This window comes from Streptomyces sp. NPDC001832 (assembly GCF_040297265.1).
GTDB lineage: Bacteria > Actinomycetota > Actinomycetes > Streptomycetales > Streptomycetaceae > Streptomyces.
In genome coordinates, this window is the sequence record NZ_JBEOYU010000010.1 from 102397 (window position 1) to 117863 (window position 15467).

Annotated in this window: 12 protein-coding genes, 1 tRNA gene and 3 pseudogenes; 12 read left to right on the forward strand and 4 right to left on the reverse strand. The window is 68.6% G+C overall.

All coding sequences use genetic code 11. The annotated features are described in order from the left end of the window. Positions 1-7 precede the first annotated feature (7 nt). The 10 genes and pseudogenes from ABT115_RS11270 to ABT115_RS11315 form a co-directional block, all read left to right on the forward strand. Entirely contained in the window at positions 8-673 is a 666-nt protein-coding gene (locus ABT115_RS11270) for an EboA domain-containing protein (protein WP_351786882.1), read from the forward strand. Further along, positions 673-1521, forward strand: coding sequence for a TatD family hydrolase (locus ABT115_RS11275; RefSeq protein ID WP_351786885.1), 849 nt, complete (start codon positions 673-675; stop codon positions 1519-1521). The genes ABT115_RS11270 and ABT115_RS11275 overlap by 1 nt, the downstream gene beginning before the upstream one ends. A 4-nt stretch (positions 1522-1525) precedes the next feature. Beyond that, positions 1526-2701 carry a metabolite traffic protein EboE gene (gene eboE / locus ABT115_RS11280; protein WP_351786888.1) on the forward strand — a complete coding sequence of 392 codons (1176 nt, stop codon included), beginning with the start codon at positions 1526-1528 and terminating at the stop codon, positions 2699-2701. Further along, the gene (locus tag ABT115_RS11285) at positions 2698-4095 is read left to right on the forward strand and encodes an alkaline phosphatase family protein (protein ID WP_351786891.1); all 1398 of its coding nucleotides are present in this window, start codon (positions 2698-2700) and stop codon (positions 4093-4095) included. Before eboE ends, ABT115_RS11285 begins: the two co-directional genes overlap by 4 nt. 49 nt (positions 4096-4144) lie before the next feature. After that, a complete protein-coding gene (locus ABT115_RS11290; protein WP_351786894.1) occupies positions 4145-5296 on the forward strand; it encodes a sugar phosphate isomerase/epimerase family protein in 1152 nt (383 codons plus the stop codon). A 107-nt stretch (positions 5297-5403) separates the two neighbouring features. Then, positions 5404-5874: pseudogene (locus ABT115_RS11295) on the forward strand (transposase); the annotation flags it as partial. A gap of 236 nt (positions 5875-6110) precedes the next feature. After that, positions 6111-7464, forward strand: a pseudogene (locus ABT115_RS11300) (IS110 family RNA-guided transposase). A 410-nt stretch (positions 7465-7874) separates the two neighbouring features. Next, a tRNA-Leu gene (locus tag ABT115_RS11305) sits at positions 7875-7962 on the forward strand. A gap of 206 nt (positions 7963-8168) precedes the next feature. Then, complete coding sequence (locus ABT115_RS11310; protein ID WP_351786897.1) at positions 8169-8906, forward strand: CBS domain-containing protein; 738 nt, start codon at positions 8169-8171, stop codon at positions 8904-8906. A gap of 670 nt (positions 8907-9576) precedes the next feature. Further along, positions 9577-10148, forward strand: a pseudogene (locus ABT115_RS11315) (transposase); the annotation flags it as partial. Positions 10149-10285: 137 nt separating this feature from the next. Here the strand turns inward: ABT115_RS11315 and ABT115_RS11320 are convergent. Both ABT115_RS11320 and ABT115_RS11325 read right to left on the reverse strand, forming a co-directional pair. Then, on the reverse strand, positions 10286-10681 hold the full coding sequence (locus ABT115_RS11320; RefSeq protein WP_351786900.1) for a hypothetical protein: 396 nt from the start codon (positions 10679-10681) through the stop codon (positions 10286-10288). A 190-nt stretch (positions 10682-10871) separates the two neighbouring features. Next, entirely contained in the window at positions 10872-11150 is a 279-nt protein-coding gene (locus tag ABT115_RS11325) for an Hsp20/alpha crystallin family protein (RefSeq protein ID WP_351786903.1), read from the reverse strand. 395 nt (positions 11151-11545) lie between these two features. On the opposite strand from ABT115_RS11325, the gene ABT115_RS11330 reads away from it, so the two are divergent. Beyond that, entirely contained in the window at positions 11546-11755 is a 210-nt protein-coding gene (locus ABT115_RS11330) for a hypothetical protein (protein ID WP_351786905.1), read from the forward strand. A 33-nt stretch (positions 11756-11788) separates the two neighbouring features. Here ABT115_RS11330 and ABT115_RS11335 read toward each other — a convergent pair whose 3' ends face one another. After that, positions 11789-12916: a patatin-like phospholipase family protein gene (locus ABT115_RS11335; protein WP_351786908.1), complete on the reverse strand. Its 1128-nt coding sequence runs from the start codon at positions 12914-12916 to the stop codon at positions 11789-11791. Between the two features lie 251 nt (positions 12917-13167). Then, a complete protein-coding gene (locus ABT115_RS11340) occupies positions 13168-13299 on the reverse strand; it encodes a hypothetical protein (RefSeq protein ID WP_351786911.1) in 132 nt (43 codons plus the stop codon). 360 nt (positions 13300-13659) lie between these two features. On the opposite strand from ABT115_RS11340, the gene ABT115_RS11345 reads away from it, so the two are divergent. After that, the gene (locus ABT115_RS11345; protein WP_351787105.1) at positions 13660-14958 is read left to right on the forward strand and encodes an IS4 family transposase; all 1299 of its coding nucleotides are present in this window, start codon (positions 13660-13662) and stop codon (positions 14956-14958) included. The last annotated feature ends 509 nt before the right edge of the window (positions 14959-15467 follow it).

A 15467-nucleotide genomic window follows, 5' to 3' on the forward strand; every position in this document is an offset into this window, starting at 1 on the left:
AAACGCCATGCCGATGCCCCCGACGACCACCCCGCTGCTGACCCGCAGGGAACTCGACGCACAGCTCGGCGGAGCCGCGCGCGCCTGGCTCGACGAGGCCCTCGCCGAGGCCGAACACGCCGCCTCCCACGAGGGCACCGGACAGCCCGGCGGTCAGTACGCCGTACCGCCGTGGGAGCTGCGGTACGCCGCCGCCGGCCGGCACTGCGGACTCGAACACGCCGACTCCGTACGCGCCCTGCTGCTCATCGAAGCCCGCGCCGCACTGCCCGCCCTGACCAGGCTCTACGAGCAGGGCACCGCCGCCGAACGACGCGCCGTCCTGCTCACCCTGCACCGGCTGGACCTCGGCCCCACCGCCCTTCCGCTCGTCGAGGACGCCCTGCGCACCAATGACACCCGGCTGGTCGCCGCGGCCGTCGGCCCGTACGCCGGCGCCCATCTCGACACGCACAACTGGCGCCACGCCATTCTCAAATGCCTGTTCACCGGCGTCCCCGTAGATACCGTCGACGGGCTGGCACGGCGCGCGCGCGGCGACGCGGAACTCGCCCGCATGCTCGGCGACTTCGCGGCCGAACGCATCGCCGCGGGCCGCAGTGTCCCCGCCGGTCTCACCCGCGTGCTCGACCTCACCACCCCCGGCCCTGCCGCCCCGACGGAGGAGTCCTGATGCGCATCTTCGACCCCCACATCCATATGACCTCCCGCACCACGGACGACTATCAGGCGATGTACGGCGCGGGTGTCCGCGCCCTTGTGGAGCCCTCCTTCTGGCTCGGCCAGCCCCGCACCTCGCCCGCCAGCTTCTTCGACTACTTCGACGCCCTGCTCGGCTGGGAACCCTTCCGTGCCGCCCAGTACGGCATCGCCCACCACTGCACACTCGCTCTCAACCCCAAAGAGGCGAACGACCCCCGCTGCACCCCCGTCCTGGACGCCCTGCCCCGCTATCTCGTCAAGGACTCCGTCGTCGCCGTCGGCGAGATCGGCTACGACTCCATGACCCCGGCCGAGGACACCGCCCTCGCCGCACAGCTCCAGCTCGCCGTCGACCACGGTCTACCCGCCCTCGTGCACACCCCGCACCGTGACAAGCTCGCCGGTCTCCACCGCACCATCGACGTCATCCGCGAATCCCACCTCCCCCCGGAGCGGGTCCTGCTCGATCACCTCAACGAGACGACCGTGAAGGACGCCATCGACAGCGGCTGCTGGGCCGGCTTCTCCGTCTACCCCGACACCAAGATGGACGAGGACCGCATGATCGCGATCCTCAAAACCCACGGCACCGAGAAGGTCCTGGTCAACTCGGCCGCCGACTGGGGCAGGAGCGACCCGCTCAAGACCCGCAAGGTGGGCGACGCGATGCTTGCCGCCGGGTTCGGCGAGGACGACGTCGACCAGGTGCTCTGGCGCAACCCCGTCGCCTTCTACGGGCAGAGCGGACGACTTCAGCTCGACATCGCCGCGCCGGAACCACTCCACGAGGGCAACTCCGTCCTGCGCGGCGGGGAGTGAGGCGATGCGCTTCCGCCACCCCGACGGCTCAACCATCCATCTCTCGTACTGCACCAACGTCCACCCCGCAGAGACGCTCGACGGGGTCCGCACCCAACTGCGGGACCACTGCGAACCGATCCGCAAACGCGTCGGCCGGGACAGGCTCGGCATCGGCCTCTGGCTCGCCAGGGACGCTGCCCGCAGCCTGATCAACGACCCGTCCCAGCTGCGCTCGCTGCACGCCGAACTGGACCGCCGCGGCCTGGAAGTCGTCACCCTCAACGGCTTCCCGTACGAGGGATTCGGCGCCGACGAGGTCAAGTACCGGGTGTACAAGCCGGACTGGACGGACCCGGAACGGCTCGCCCACACAACCGACCTCGCCCGGCTCCTGGCCGGTCTGCTCCCCGACGACGTCACCGAAGGGACCATCTCCACCCTCCCGATCGCCTGGCGCACCCCATTCGACTCCGACGCCGAGGCGGCCGGCCTCGCACACACCGCGCTCACCACCCTCGCCCAGCGCCTCGACGCACTGGCCGAGCTCACCGGCAAGTCCATCCGCATCGGCCTCGAACCCGAACCGGGCTGCACGGTCGAGACCACCGCCGACGCCATCGCACCGCTCACCGCCGTCGGACACCAGCGCATCGGTATCTGTATCGACACCTGCCACCTGGCCACCTCCTTCGAGGACCCCGACAGCGCCGTCGACGCACTCGACACAGCGGGCATCCCGGTCACCAAGGCCCAGCTCTCCGCCGCACTGCACGCCGAACACCCCCACCTCCCCGAGGTACGCACCGCACTCGCCGCCTTCGCCGAGCCCCGCTTCCTCCACCAGACCCGCACCAGCACCGCCGCCGGGCTGCGCGGCACCGACGACCTCGACGAGGCGGTCACCGGCCGGGCCCTGCCCGACGGCGCCCCGTGGCGCGCCCACTTCCACGTCCCCCTGCACGCACCTCCCGCACCACCGCTCACCTCCACCCTTCCCGTGCTCCGGTCCACGCTGACCCGACTGGTCGGCGGCGCACGCCCCCTCACCAGGCACCTGGAGGTCGAGACGTACACCTGGCAGGCGCTACCGGCCGCACTGCGCCCCCGCACCCGCACCCAGCTCGCCGACGGCATCGCCGCCGAACTCACCCTCGCCCGCGACCTCCTGGTCGACCTCGGCCTCAAGGAGCTCCCATGACCGCAGCCGAGCAGACCACCACGCCCACCCCGCTGCTCGTTCTCGACGTCGTCGGCCTCACCCCACAGCTCCTCGACCACATGCCGCACCTCAAAGCCCTGGGACAGTCCGGCACCCATGCCCCTCTCGGCACCGTTCTCCCCGCCGTCACCTGCGCGGCCCAGTCCACCTTCCTCACCGGCACCACCCCCGCCGAGCACGGCATCGTCGCCAACGGCTGGTACTTCCGCGAGCTCGGCGACGTCCTGCTCTGGCGCCAGCACAACGGACTGGTCGCCGGGGACAAACTCTGGGACGCCGCCCGCCGCGCCCACCCCGGCTACACCGTCGCCAACATCTGCTGGTGGTACGCGATGGGCGCCGACACCGACATCACCGTCACCCCACGCCCCGTCTACTACGCCGACGGCCGCAAGGAACCCGACTGCTACACCAGGCCGCCCGCCCTGCACGACGAGCTCACCGAGAAACTCGGCACATTCCCCCTCTTCCACTTCTGGGGCCCCGGCGCCGACATCGTCTCCTCCCAGTGGATCATCGACGCGACCCGGCACATCCTCGACACCCACCACCCCGACCTGGCCCTGTGCTACCTCCCGCATCTCGACTACGACCTGCAGCGCTACGGCCCCGACGACCCCCGCTCGTACCGGGCCGCGGCCGATCTCGACCGGGCCGTGGCAGTCCTCCTGGACGACGCCCGCCGCGAAGGCCGCACCGTCGTCGCCCTCTCCGAATACGGCATCACCCGCGTCGACCGGCCCGTCGACATCAACCGGGCCCTGCGCCGTGCCGGCCTCCTGGAAGTCCACACCCAGGACGGCATGGAATACCTCGACCCGATGGCCTCCCGCGCCTTCGCCGTCGCCGACCACCAGCTCGCCCACATCTACGTGCGCCGCCCCGAAGACCTCGAAGCGACCCGCGAAGCCCTCCAGGACCTCCAGGGCATCGAGCAACTCCTCGACGACGAGGGCAAGAAGGCACACGGCCTGGACCACCCACGCTCCGGCGAGCTGGTCGCCGTCGCGGACCCGGATGCCTGGTTCACGTACTACTACTGGCTCGACGACGCCCACGCGCCCGACTTCGCGCAGCTCGTCGAGATCCACCGCAAACCCGGCTACGACCCCGTCGAACTCTTCCTGGACCCCCAGGACCCGTACGTCCGGGTCAAGGCCGCTGCGGCCGTCGCCCGCAAGAAACTCGGCATGCGCTACCGCATGGCGGTCGTACCCCTGGACCCGTCACCTGTTCGCGGCAGCCACGGCCGCCTTCCCGCGAGCGACGAAGAAGGTCCGCTCATCCTGTGCTCCACCCCCCACGCGTTCACCGGCCCCGTCCGGGCCACCGAAGTGAAGTCCTTGCTCCTCAAGCTTGCCGGCCTCGCATGACATCGGTCCGTGCACAGCGCTTCGAGCATCTTCGAGAAAGAGAGAGACCGTGACCGCGTACAACGACCAATCCGGAACGGACGGTGCCCTGCGCCGCAGCCTCGGCGTCAGTCGCCGCCGCTTTCTGAGCACCTGCACGGCCGCTGCGGCAGCGACGCTCGCCGCGCCCGCCTTCGGCGCGCCACCGGCCCTCGCCCAGACCGTATCCGGCAAGGGGCGGGGCGTCGGCCAGGCTCTGATCCCGGCGGCGAAACGAGGAATCATCCTGTACACCGTCCGCGACGCCACGGGCCGCGATCCGCTCAGCAGCGAACTTCCCTCTGGCTTCCGCGAGGTCTTCAGGGAGCTGGCCCGCTACGGCTACCAGCAGGTCGAGTTCGCCGGGTACGGCCAGCACGCCAACGCACCCGGCGGGAGCAACCTCGAATCGGTGGAAGGCGCGAAGCTGCTGCGCTCATGGCTGGACGACTACGGTCTGCGCGCCCAGGGCAACCATGGCTTCATCCCGTCGTCCTGGCCGCTGAGCCAGAAAGACCTGGACCAGTTCAAGCGCCACCTCGAGCTGGCGAACATCCTCGGCATGGAACACATGGGCACCGGTGGTGACCCCACCGGCAGCGCCTACCGCGCCGACTGGGACGTGGCCGCCGACAAGTGGAACACACTGGGACGGATCGCTCAGGATGCGGGCATCAAGCTGTACACCCACAACCACGACGCGGCCTACGGCTTCCTGCTCGACGGCGGCCCGCTGGACGCACAGGGCCGCCCCACCCGCAGCTCCGGCATCCGCAAGCTCGAGTACTTCCTTCAGGTCACCGACCCGAAGTCCGTATGGCTGGAGATGGACATCTTCTGGGCGCACGTCGCTCAGTACAAGTTCCACACCTACACCGCGCACGACGGATCGCAGCAGGAGAACATCTTCGACCCGGCGGCACTGGTCCGCTGCAACACCAAGCGCTACCCGCTGTTCCACGCCAAGGACGGCATCGCCAACACAACCAGCGGCAACGGCTACGACATGGTTCCCTTCGGTACCGGGGTCATCGACTACCGGACGTTCTTCCGCCGCGTCGGGGCGAAGAACTACCACAACCCGATGGTCGAGCAGGACAACGCACCGAGCTCGACCGTCCCTGCGCAGTCCCTGAACGATGCTCGGATCGGTTACGACAACTTGGCGGCGCTGCGCAAGTAGGACATCGGCGGCACCGAATGGGCGGTCAGCGCCACGGGAGACTGTTACGCACGGTTCTGTGAGGGCCGGGAGGTGAGATCCCTCCCGGCTACTCGGCAGGTGAACACCTGCGACGGCCGGTCTGCCCGGTCCTGGACTGCCGGCGACAGACCTTCCGCGAGCAGGTCCCTGGGCTGATCGAGCGCCTTCAGCGCCGCATTACGCGTCTGACCAGCCAGGTCTCGGGGGTGGTCAAGGAGTTGGGCGGCCGGGCGGCCGCCCGGCTCACCCGGATACTGGCCGTGCCCATCTCGTTCGCCACCGCCCTGCGGGTGCTGCGGGGAATCGCCCCGCCGGCGGTGCGGATCCCGCGGTTGATCGGGGTCGATGACTTCGCCCTGCGCCATCGTCACCGCTATGCCACGATCATCATCGACGCCGAAAAAAGGCGAGCGCATTGATGTCCTGCCCGACCGCGAAGCCGCTACATCGGAGGCATGGCTGCGAGGGAAGAAAGGGATCGAAGCCGTGTGCGGGACGGTTCGGCCACCTACGCCGAGGCGATCCGCCGGGCCCTGCCTGACGCGGTGCAGGTCAGTCCCCCTGATCCCTTTTCGGGTACGCCTTGCTGGCGTGAAAACATGATCGCGGCGCCTGCCCGCCGACCCCGATGTCTCGTTGGGACGTTGAGCCCGTAGGTCAGTCTGGCGCCGGGACCGCAGAGGGGCCACGCACTGTTGCCTTCGAGCACGCCGGTCAGATTCTCGCTCCCCCAGCGGTCCCACGGGCAGGCACCGTTCTGTTCGCGGACACGAGAACTGAGGGGGAGCTGTCCATGGCCGAGGCCGAGGACCGTGAGGACGTCGAGGAGATCGAGCAGGCCGCCGAGTTGGTGGAACGCGTCGCCGCGATCGATATCGCCAAGGCGTCCAGGATGGTTTGCGTGCGGGTACCGCACGAGGACGAGCCCGGCAAACGCGTCCAGCGGGTCTTCAACACCGTCGCGACATCCGGCGCGATCCTGGAACTGGCCGACCACCTGATCTGCCAGGGCGTCACCCGGGTGGTGATGGAAGCGACCTCGACATACTGGAAGCCGTACTTCTTCCTCCTCGAATCCCGCGGGCTGGAGTGCTGGCTGGTCAACGCGCGTGACGTGAAGAACGTCCCCGGCCGGCCCAAGACCGACCGTCTGGACGCGGTCTGGCTGGCCAAGCTCACCGAACGCGGCATGCTCAGGCCTCCTTCGTACCCCCGAAACCCATCCGCGAACTCCGCGATCTCATCCGGGCCCGCGCGGTGATGACACACGAGCGCACCCGCCACAAGCAGCGAACCGAGAAACTCCTCGAAGACGCCCAGATCAAACTCTCCACCGTGATCTCCGACATCTTCGGCGTCTCGGGACGTGCCATGCTCGAAGCGCTGATCGCCGGTGAACGCAGCCCGAAAGCCCTCGCGGATCTGGCCCACGGCACCATCAAGGCCAGCCACGCCACCCTGGCCGAATCGTTGACCGGCCGGTTCGAGGAGCATCACGGGTTCATGTGCCGGATGCTGCTGGACACCGTCGACTACCTCACCGTGCAGATCGACAAGCTCACCGCCCGCATCACCCTGCGCCTGGCCGAGCTGTCCACCACCGAGGGCGACGAGGGCCCCGGACAGGGCACCCTCATACCGATCACCGATCACCGATCACCGACACCGAACGCCTCGACGAAATCCCCGGCATCGGACCGGGCACCGCGCAGGTGATCCTCGCCGAGACCGGCCTGGACATGAGCATCTTCCCCACCGCCGGGCACCTGGTGTCCTGGGCGAAACTCTCCCCACGCACCATCCAGTCCGGCGGCAAGAACACCTCCGGACCCACCGGCAAGGGCAACCCCTGGCTCCGCGGCGCGCTCGGTGAAGCGGCAATCTCCGCCGCCCGCACCAATACCTTCCTCGGCGCCCGCTACCGCCGGATCGTCAAACGCCGCGGCCACATGAAAGCCCTGGTCGCTGTCGCCCGCTCCATCCTGGTCGCCGTGTGGCACCTCATGAGCGACCCCACCGCCCGCTACCGCGACCTCGGAACCGACTTCCACACCCGCAACCTCGACCCCACCCGCAAGACCCGCGACCTCGTCCGCCAGCTCGCCGCCCTCGGCCACGACGTCACCCTCACCCCGGCCACCGCCTGACCGAACCCGCCGAAGCACCCGCAAGCAGCCCCTCGACGTCACCGACCAGGGGCTACCTCGCCGTACCCGTCTCACCGTGGAGTTTTCCGGTCAGCGACCGCTGGCAACGGTGGAAGGCCCGCGGATCGCATTGCCCCCGCTACCGGCCCACCCCTACCGCGACCACCTGCGCCGGCGCCGGTCCGACAACCCGGCTGTCCCCGTCACGCACCTCCTGCACGAGATCAGGGAACTGGTGCACCCATGCGTATGCACTCGGCGACGGAGTGTACGCAAGGTGGGCAAAGCGCGCCGGATTGAATGAGCTCGTCCGCATTGCCGCACTGACCACCGGAAACGCAGGTGAGAGGCACCCCGAACCCCTGGTATTGTTTTCTATGTCGCCGCGGGAAACCGGGGCCGACCACCGGGTCCGGGTGGCGGAATGGCAGACGCGCTAGCTTGAGGTGCTAGTGCCCTTTATCGGGCGTGGGGGTTCAAGTCCCCCCTCGGACACCAGGGTCAACCGACCAAATAGAGCCGGTCAAAGCGACACTTTGTCGCTTTGACCGGTTCTGTTGTTGTGGTGGATATGGGTCTGGCCCTCTGCGGGTTCGCAGAGGGCCAGATGCGTTTGTGCTGTTCTTGTGTCCTGAACATGAAAGGGAGTTGGTCGTAGGCAACTTCTAGAAGTGATGCTGTGTGGAAGATGAAGGTTTGCGTCCGTGTCCGGGATCGTGGTGGAGATGGTGGCGTGGCTGGCAGGCATCAATGTGCTGCTCGCGGTCTTCAACGCGGTGCCCGCCGCACCTCTCGACGGGGGCAGGCTGCTGCGCGCGTTTTTGTGGTGGCGCACGGGAGACCGGCTGCGGGCGACAGCCGGCGCGGCTGCGGCGGGGCGGGTCTTCGGGTGGCTGCTCGTGGTGTTCGGACTGATCGCGTTCATGAGGACCGGCGCGTTCGGCGGTCTTTGGCCGGCACTGATCGGCTGGTTCCTCATCGCGGCCGCCACCGCCGAGGGACGGCAGGCCCAGCTGCGCGGCGTGCTCGCCGGCGTCCCGGTGCGGGACGCCATGACGCTCAAACCTCTCACGGTTTCCGCCGACACCACGGTCGTCGGCTTCCTCACCGGTTCGCGCTACCGCTACCGGCATTCGGCGTTCCCGGTGACCGACGACGGGGCGCCGGTCGGGCTGGTGACCCTCGACAGCGCCAGAAAGGTGCCACAGGCCGAGGCCCATGCGGTGACGGTGAGCGAGGTGATGGTGCCGCTGACGCAGACCACCGTCGTGGAGCCGGACGCGCCGCTCGCGGATCTGCTGCCGCGCATGGAACCGGGCGCCGAACACCGGGTCCTGGTCATGGATCACGGCAGGCTCGTCGGAATCGTCTCGCTCTCGGACGTCAGCCGCACGGTGACATGGCTGATGAATACCGCCCCCGGGCGGCGCGGCGGTCTGTGACCGTGGCCCGGCCGCCCGGCCCCGGTCCCCCACTGCCGGACACCGGCGTGGGGTGTAAGGCCGCGGTCGGCGGCCACCAGTCGAAGGGCCGAACGCAGTTCCGCCTGGCTTTGTACGTGGGAGTCGACACCGGGTGTCGATGACGGTCGACACCACCCCGCCTGAACTGGGAGGGCGCCGACGTGAATTTCGGGGAATTGCATGGCCATGTCGACCCGCAGGTGAGGTGAGAGCAGGGCCATCACCCGCACGACCAGGTCTCCGTCGTGACCACACCGACCACGTGGTCGTCCTTTCACCACAGGCAGCGCTACGGCCCCGGCTGCGGCCATGTGCCGCGGCGACCTCCTCCCAGTGCTCCACCAGCCGGGCGAACCGTTGTGCGAGCCGGTCCTGGGGCAGGCCGAGGGCCTCGGTGACGGTCGTCGCGGTGACGTGCTCGCGGACAGAACCCAGTTGAGGCCGGAAGGTTGCGTGATGAGCTGAAGGTTGCGGACTGCGGGACTACGGCGGGGCCGATGCTCAAGCCCGGACCGCACTGAGCAGTCGGCCCGCCGCAGCCCTCAGCAGACGGAAGCGCATCGGCGCCGCCACAGTGGTCCGGTACTCGGACCGCGGGCGCGATTTCCCAGGAGTGCTATTCAGGGCCGCGCCGCGCAAGCGGAAGCCGATCCGCGACGTCTTCCGGGCCGAGTGGGACCACCAGCCGCTGCTGGTCGAGGACGCACTCGGCAAGCAGATGCTTGCCCTCTTCGTACAGTTGGAAACCGCCTGCACCCCTGCCAATGACCTGGCGACGGCTATGGAAGAGGCGTTCCCTCAGCATCCGGACGCCGAGATCCTGTTGAGCTTCCCCGGGCTCGGCATCCAGCACGCCGCCCGGATCCTGGCTGAGGTCGGGGACGACCACACCCGCTCGCCGACGCCCGCGGTTTGAAGGCGTACGCGGGTTCCTCGCCCGTTACCAGGGCCTCCGGTAAAAAATGTCGGCCATCACCAGGCGATGGGTGAAGAACGACCGGCTCAACCACGCCGGATACCTCTGCGGCTTCCCCTCACTCCGAGCGTCTGCCGGAGCCAACGCCCACTACCGCCGACGACGCGAGCACGGCGACTGGCGCGTAGCCGCCCAGCGCAACCTCTTCAACCGCATGAGTCGGACAGCTCTACCACTGCCTCCAGCACCGAAGGCTGGTCGACGAACACACCGCGTTCCCCACCGAACTCGCCGCCGCCGCTTGACACGTTGGCATCGTGAGGTGTCGACCGCCTCGCCAGCACCCGGGCGCGCGCGAAAGATCCCCTCAAAGCCTGATGTGACATCGGCGGCCCTCGGTGGACACCTACCGGCAAGGCCGTGCACAGTTGCTGCCACTCGGCTACGGACCGTCGACGGCTCTTTTCAAGACTGCGGTGTGGACATCACCAATGAGATCCTGCTGTGCTTCGGTGAGGGCGCACAGAAAGTATGGTTCCCCGCTGACGGAAAAGCTCTGGCTGCCGCAGATGGTCAGGTTGCCGAAGATGTAATCCTGCGGGCCGCCCAGGGCGGTCACGACACCAGTGGCGATGTGGTTCGGCGGATACGCGCCGGCCAAACAGGAGACGTTGCCGATGTGGCCCTGCAGGCCGTTGCCGCCCCATGCGGCGCGCTGAATGGTGAAGGCCACGGGGGCCCCGTGCTGCGGGTCTGAGTTTCCCAGCATCCGGTCCGGGACGCCGTCGCGGAACTCCAGCCGTCCGTCGGGATCGATGAGTGCGTAGACACCCGCCATGAATCGCTCCAAGGTTCGGCGCCAGCAGCGCTCCTCCGCACCCTTCCAGGTGCCGACGGTCGGTGACACCCGGACCGGACAGGGGCCCGGTCGGCCTTACCACAGCCCGGTGCCACCGAGTTCTCCTGGAAACGGACGGTCCCTTTCCAGGCGGTGGGAGCTGGGAACCGCCCCCACCGCCATACATGCCTCAGACTTGAGCGATCTCGACATGGTGCGGCTTGGCCGCTTGCGCTTTGAGCACGGTGACGGTCAGGATCCGGTCGGACAGCGCTGCGGCGACCTTTTCGGCTTTGAGGTCCGCTGGCAGCAGCGCCCGGTACACGAAATGCCCAGCGCGCCGCGTGCTGTGGCGCAGGACGCCCTCGCGCTCGCATTCTTTGTACTCACCGGTGATGCGCAACTCCCGGTCGCTGATCTCGACGTCGATGTCCTCGCGCTCGATCCCGGGCAGTTCCGCCTCGACCACGTAGGCGTCGTCCGTCTCATGCAGGTCGGCCAGGGGCGACCACGCCCCTGCGGAGGGCTCGGAGAAAACGGCTCATCCGCTCGAAGAGGGCATCGAACTCGGCGGCGGTCGGTTCCCCCCAGCCCAGAGAGGGGAACGGCCGTTCCATGAGACGGCCGGGCCTGCGGTGTACGGGCAGAGTCATCGGGTTCACCTCCGCGAAGCGACGGCAATCGGGTCATCTCCATGCTGCGGGTATCCGTGACGGCCCGCGAATCGGGCCAGCCGACAGCTCCAGGACCCCGGGCCGCCCACTTGCGTGATCAGCAGTGCCTCTGATCCCTTCGGGCGGATCCACTCCACCGCCTTCGCGCCTGATCACTGGGGTGCTCGTCGTTCCCGGCAGGATGGCAGGCATGGGCCACTGGCTGTACGAGTTCTCGGGTTGCCCCGACTCGGGGGACTACCAGCAGATCGCGGATGATCAGGAGCCGGGCTATGTGGTGCTGCGGGAACGCCCGGGCGGTCTTGGCATCGTGGACGGGTTCGTGCAGGAGAGCGTCGACGACGTGATGATGGTGGCCCGCTTCCGGTGGGTGGCCAGCGGCGACTTAGCCTCGGCTTAGCCATCGATGCCCGGTGATACGAAACCCGGCAGCTCAGTTGACCTCAAAGCCGCCTGATCGTGGCCCGGTCATTGGTCGTGGCCGGCTGCGTGGAACTCTGCTCTGTAAGCCTGCGGGTCGGCCCGCTGTGCCTGGCTCGGCCGGTGTGCCTCTCTGCTGCGGGCAGGGCCTGCGCAAGGCTGCGGCGGTCGTTTGCAGCGAGGTCTCCAGAACGTTCAGTCGCTGTTGCGGGTCCATCAGATTCGCGCCCATGGCTGCCAGATCCTTTGGTCCGGGAACGATCAGCCGAACCCGAGTGCCTGCCTCCCGTACGAGTTGGGCTTCGTGCAGCAGGCGCCGCGTCGCGATTCCGCGCAGGCGGCGCTCGACTCTGGCGAGGATACCGCGCGGGTGGTCCATTCGGCGGGCGGAGGTCGGTGCCAGAACGAACACCTCGTCCAGTTCCTCCCCGGCCAGCAGGTCGAGGTTGGTGTCCGACCAGGCGCAACCGTCCACGTACCGTCGCCCGTTGATCGGCACGGGCTCGAACCAGGCGGGCAGGGCACAGGAAGCCGTCACTGCGGAGGCCAGGCCGGTGCGCGGGGCGTCCGTTGTCCCGAACAGCACGCGCGTACCGCTGTCGAGGTCGACCGCGACCACGCGCAGCGCCGTGTTGGCAGACCAGCGGTCAGTCATCCCAAGCTGACGGAACAGGTCGTGCACGCCGCTGAGGCTTCCCCGCCCCGGCGGTGCGCAGGCGGCGAGTAGGGTCGTGAAGGGCATCCGGTGCGGGTGCCTGGCCAGGCTCCCCAGCAGTTTGACCGACCCGATTCCCGGCCTGGGGAGGTGCGGCAGTGCGCCGCCGACCCACGTGTCGTAGTCCACGTGGACCTGGTCGAATGGGCCGGACTGCACCGCCTCGCCCCGCTGGTGGTCGCGCAGGTCACGTGGACGCGCCCCGAGCGCCAGCATCGAGCCCACGATGGCACCCGCGGAGGTGCCCAGGATCACGTCTGCGGTGCGCGGATCCCATCCGTAGGCGTCCTCCAGCGCGCACAGCGCGCCGATCGTCCACGCGGCGCCGAGGCTTCCGCCGGCACCGAGTACCAGCCCCCGGCGCCGACCGGGAGCTGAACGCGGCGCGTCCGGATGCCTGGGGTCCCCCGCCACCTGCGACGTCATTTCCAGCCGCCTCTCCTCACGTGTCCATCGGCCGACGCTGTCACCAGCTTCCCGGACACGACAACGCAGGAGGAGTATCCAAACTTCCCTAATTTGCCACATTTGGGGTTGCGGGGGGACGGGTTCCGTCCCCGACGGCTCGACTGCCGAGGGCAGTACGGGACCAGGCCGGATGACGACGGTGGCGGCCTTGCCGCCCATATGACGGGGCGGGCGACGCCAACCACCCCGTCACCTTGCCTTGCTGCGGTTCAGGCCTGGGTGATCTCGATGTACCGCGGCTTGGCCTCCTGGGCCTTGGGGGCGGTGCGAGCGGCTGCCCGGCGCACCCGGCAGGCCACCGGCTGGCTGCGGGCACAGACCGAGACCGAGGGGCTCGCCATCTGGTACTTGGGCGCCAGTACCGGGGGGGCTGCCGCCGCCCCGTGGGCCGCCGCGGAGCCGGCTCACCGACCACATGGCTCCCGCGCACCGCACACGTGTAGCCGCATGACGCCCCCGTCGCGCGGATCTTTCGCGCGTCGCCCGCGACGGCTTTAGCGCAAGGCCGTGAAGTTACGGTTCTGGGGGGCGTTGGCAAGTTCGCTCTGATCTGCGGCGAGTCCTGACGTGAGAAGCGGAGCCCCGGTAGAACTGGCAGTCGACCAAGACAGCCGTTCACAGCACCGGAGGCTCCGCTGTCCGATCAGTGTGTCATCACGCGTGAAATCACGGTAGCCAAGGGCCTGTTCGCCCCCGGACACCTGGGGGAACTCACCCAGATCGTCCCGTTCGAGATGGTCGATTCGGCCCTCATCGAGACCGGTGCCGTCCAGCAACGACTGCGGAAGATCCCCGCCCGGGTGGTGGTCTACCTGCTGCTGGCCGCAGCCCTGTTCGAGGACTGCGGCTACCTGGCCGTCTGGCGCAAGCTCACCGCCGCGCTGGAGGCGATACCAGTCGCGAAGGTGACCGGAACGGCGCTCTGGGACGCCCGGACCCGTCTCGGTGTCCGCCCCATGCGGGCCCTGTTCGACCTGCTGCGCGGGCCGGCCACAGCGATCCGTACCGTCGGCGCCCGTTTCAAGGGCTTACTGACCGTCGCGATCGACGGCACCTACCTTGATGTCCCCGACAGCCCGCTGCACCGGGCCCGCCTGGGCAAGGGCACCAACCAGTACGCAGCCTCCGGCTACCCGCAGATCTGCCCGACCGCGCTGGTGGCCTGCGGCACCCGGGCGGTCCTGGACGCCGCCTTCGGGCCCCGGTCCAGCGGCGAGACCGTCTACGGCAAGCGACTGACGCGCTCCCTTCACGCCGGAATGATCGTCCTGCTCGACCGGGGCTTCTCCAGCAATACGTTCCTGGCCGCTGTCGCCGCCACCGAGGCTGCCTTCCTGGCTCGCGTCTCGGCCGCCCGCAAACCCCCGGTCCTGGCCCGCTTCGACGACGGCTCCTACCTCTCCCGCTTCGGCGGCACCGAGGTCCGCATCATCGAGTGCGAGATCACCATCACCACCAGCCAGGGCCGTCAGACCGGGCTCTACCGACTGGCCACCAACCTCCTTGACCACCACCGATACCCGGCATCCGACCTGGTCAGCCTGTATCACGAGCGATGGGAAGTGGAGTCCGCCTACTTCGCGATCAAGAAGTCGATGCTGGGCCGACGGGTCCTGCGCTCGAAGACCTGGGCCGGCATCGCTCAGGAGGTCTACTCGCTGCTGAGTGCCTACCAGGTCCTGCGGATCGCAATCGCCGACGCCACCGGGACCACACCCGGAGTGGACCCGGACCGGGGCAGTTTCAGTGTTGCGCTCCGATGCGCCCGCGATCAGATCATTCAGGCCGCGGGCATCATCGCCGACACCGTGATCGACCTCGTCGGAACGATCGGCCGAGCCGTCCTGGACCAGCTCATGCCCACCCGCCGCCTCCGCATCAGCCCCCGCGCAGTGAAACGACCCCTGTCCCGATACGCGTACAAGAGCCTCAAGGTCGACCGACGCACCTACACGACCACCCTCAGCATCAACATCTCGACGCCAACGATCAGTCCGTAAGTTCACGGCCTTGCCCTAATGACACCTGTTCGGCACCGTGTCGGGGACCAAATCGGGCTTTCCTGGGCGAGGATGGACGGAGCGAGGACGTGGCCGGGTGATCGAAGGGTGTCGTTTCCGCCTCGTTCGTGTGGGGGTGCTTGTCTGCGGGCTCGCCACTCACACGAAATCCCAGGGCATCGCAGATCATTATCGCCAGGTTCGAGGCGAAACAGTACCGTCGCTCCGAACGCTTGTGCTGGCCGTGGCTGGCGCATGGTTCCTTTCGCGCCGCGAGCCTACCGGGCCCCTCACGCCGCGGCACCGTCCCGGCCCATCTCTTTGCCTTCCGGCTGGCCCACGGGGTAATCCCCACCTCGGATGGTCCGGCGTCGAGAACCCGGTCCTCTGCCACCGCTGCGACTCCCACGGCTGCACCAACCCTGCCCAGCTTCGGCTCGGCACGACCGCCGAGAACCGCGCGGAGTGGGCCCGCCGCCACCGCAACCCCGCCGACCCGCTCGCGGACC

What these genes read in the sequence shown, in the direction of transcription:
- ABT115_RS11270 (WP_351786882.1), top strand. Translation starts at nt 8, where the DNA reads ATGCCGATGCCCCCGACGACCACCCCGCTGCTGACCCGCAGGGAACTC.
- ABT115_RS11275 (WP_351786885.1), top strand. Translation starts at nt 673, where the DNA reads ATGCGCATCTTCGACCCCCACATCCATATGACCTCCCGCACCACGGAC.
- eboE (WP_351786888.1), top strand. Translation starts at nt 1,526, where the DNA reads ATGCGCTTCCGCCACCCCGACGGCTCAACCATCCATCTCTCGTACTGC.
- ABT115_RS11285 (WP_351786891.1), top strand. Translation starts at nt 2,698, where the DNA reads ATGACCGCAGCCGAGCAGACCACCACGCCCACCCCGCTGCTCGTTCTC.
- ABT115_RS11320 (WP_351786900.1), bottom strand. Translation starts at nt 10,681, where the DNA reads ATGGCGGGTGTCTACGCACTCATCGATCCCGACGGACGGCTGGAGTTC.
- ABT115_RS11330 (WP_351786905.1), top strand. Translation starts at nt 11,546, where the DNA reads ATGGGCCACTGGCTGTACGAGTTCTCGGGTTGCCCCGACTCGGGGGAC.
- ABT115_RS11335 (WP_351786908.1), bottom strand. Translation starts at nt 12,916, where the DNA reads ATGACGTCGCAGGTGGCGGGGGACCCCAGGCATCCGGACGCGCCGCGT.
- ABT115_RS11340 (WP_351786911.1), bottom strand. Translation starts at nt 13,299, where the DNA reads ATGGCGAGCCCCTCGGTCTCGGTCTGTGCCCGCAGCCAGCCGGTGGCC.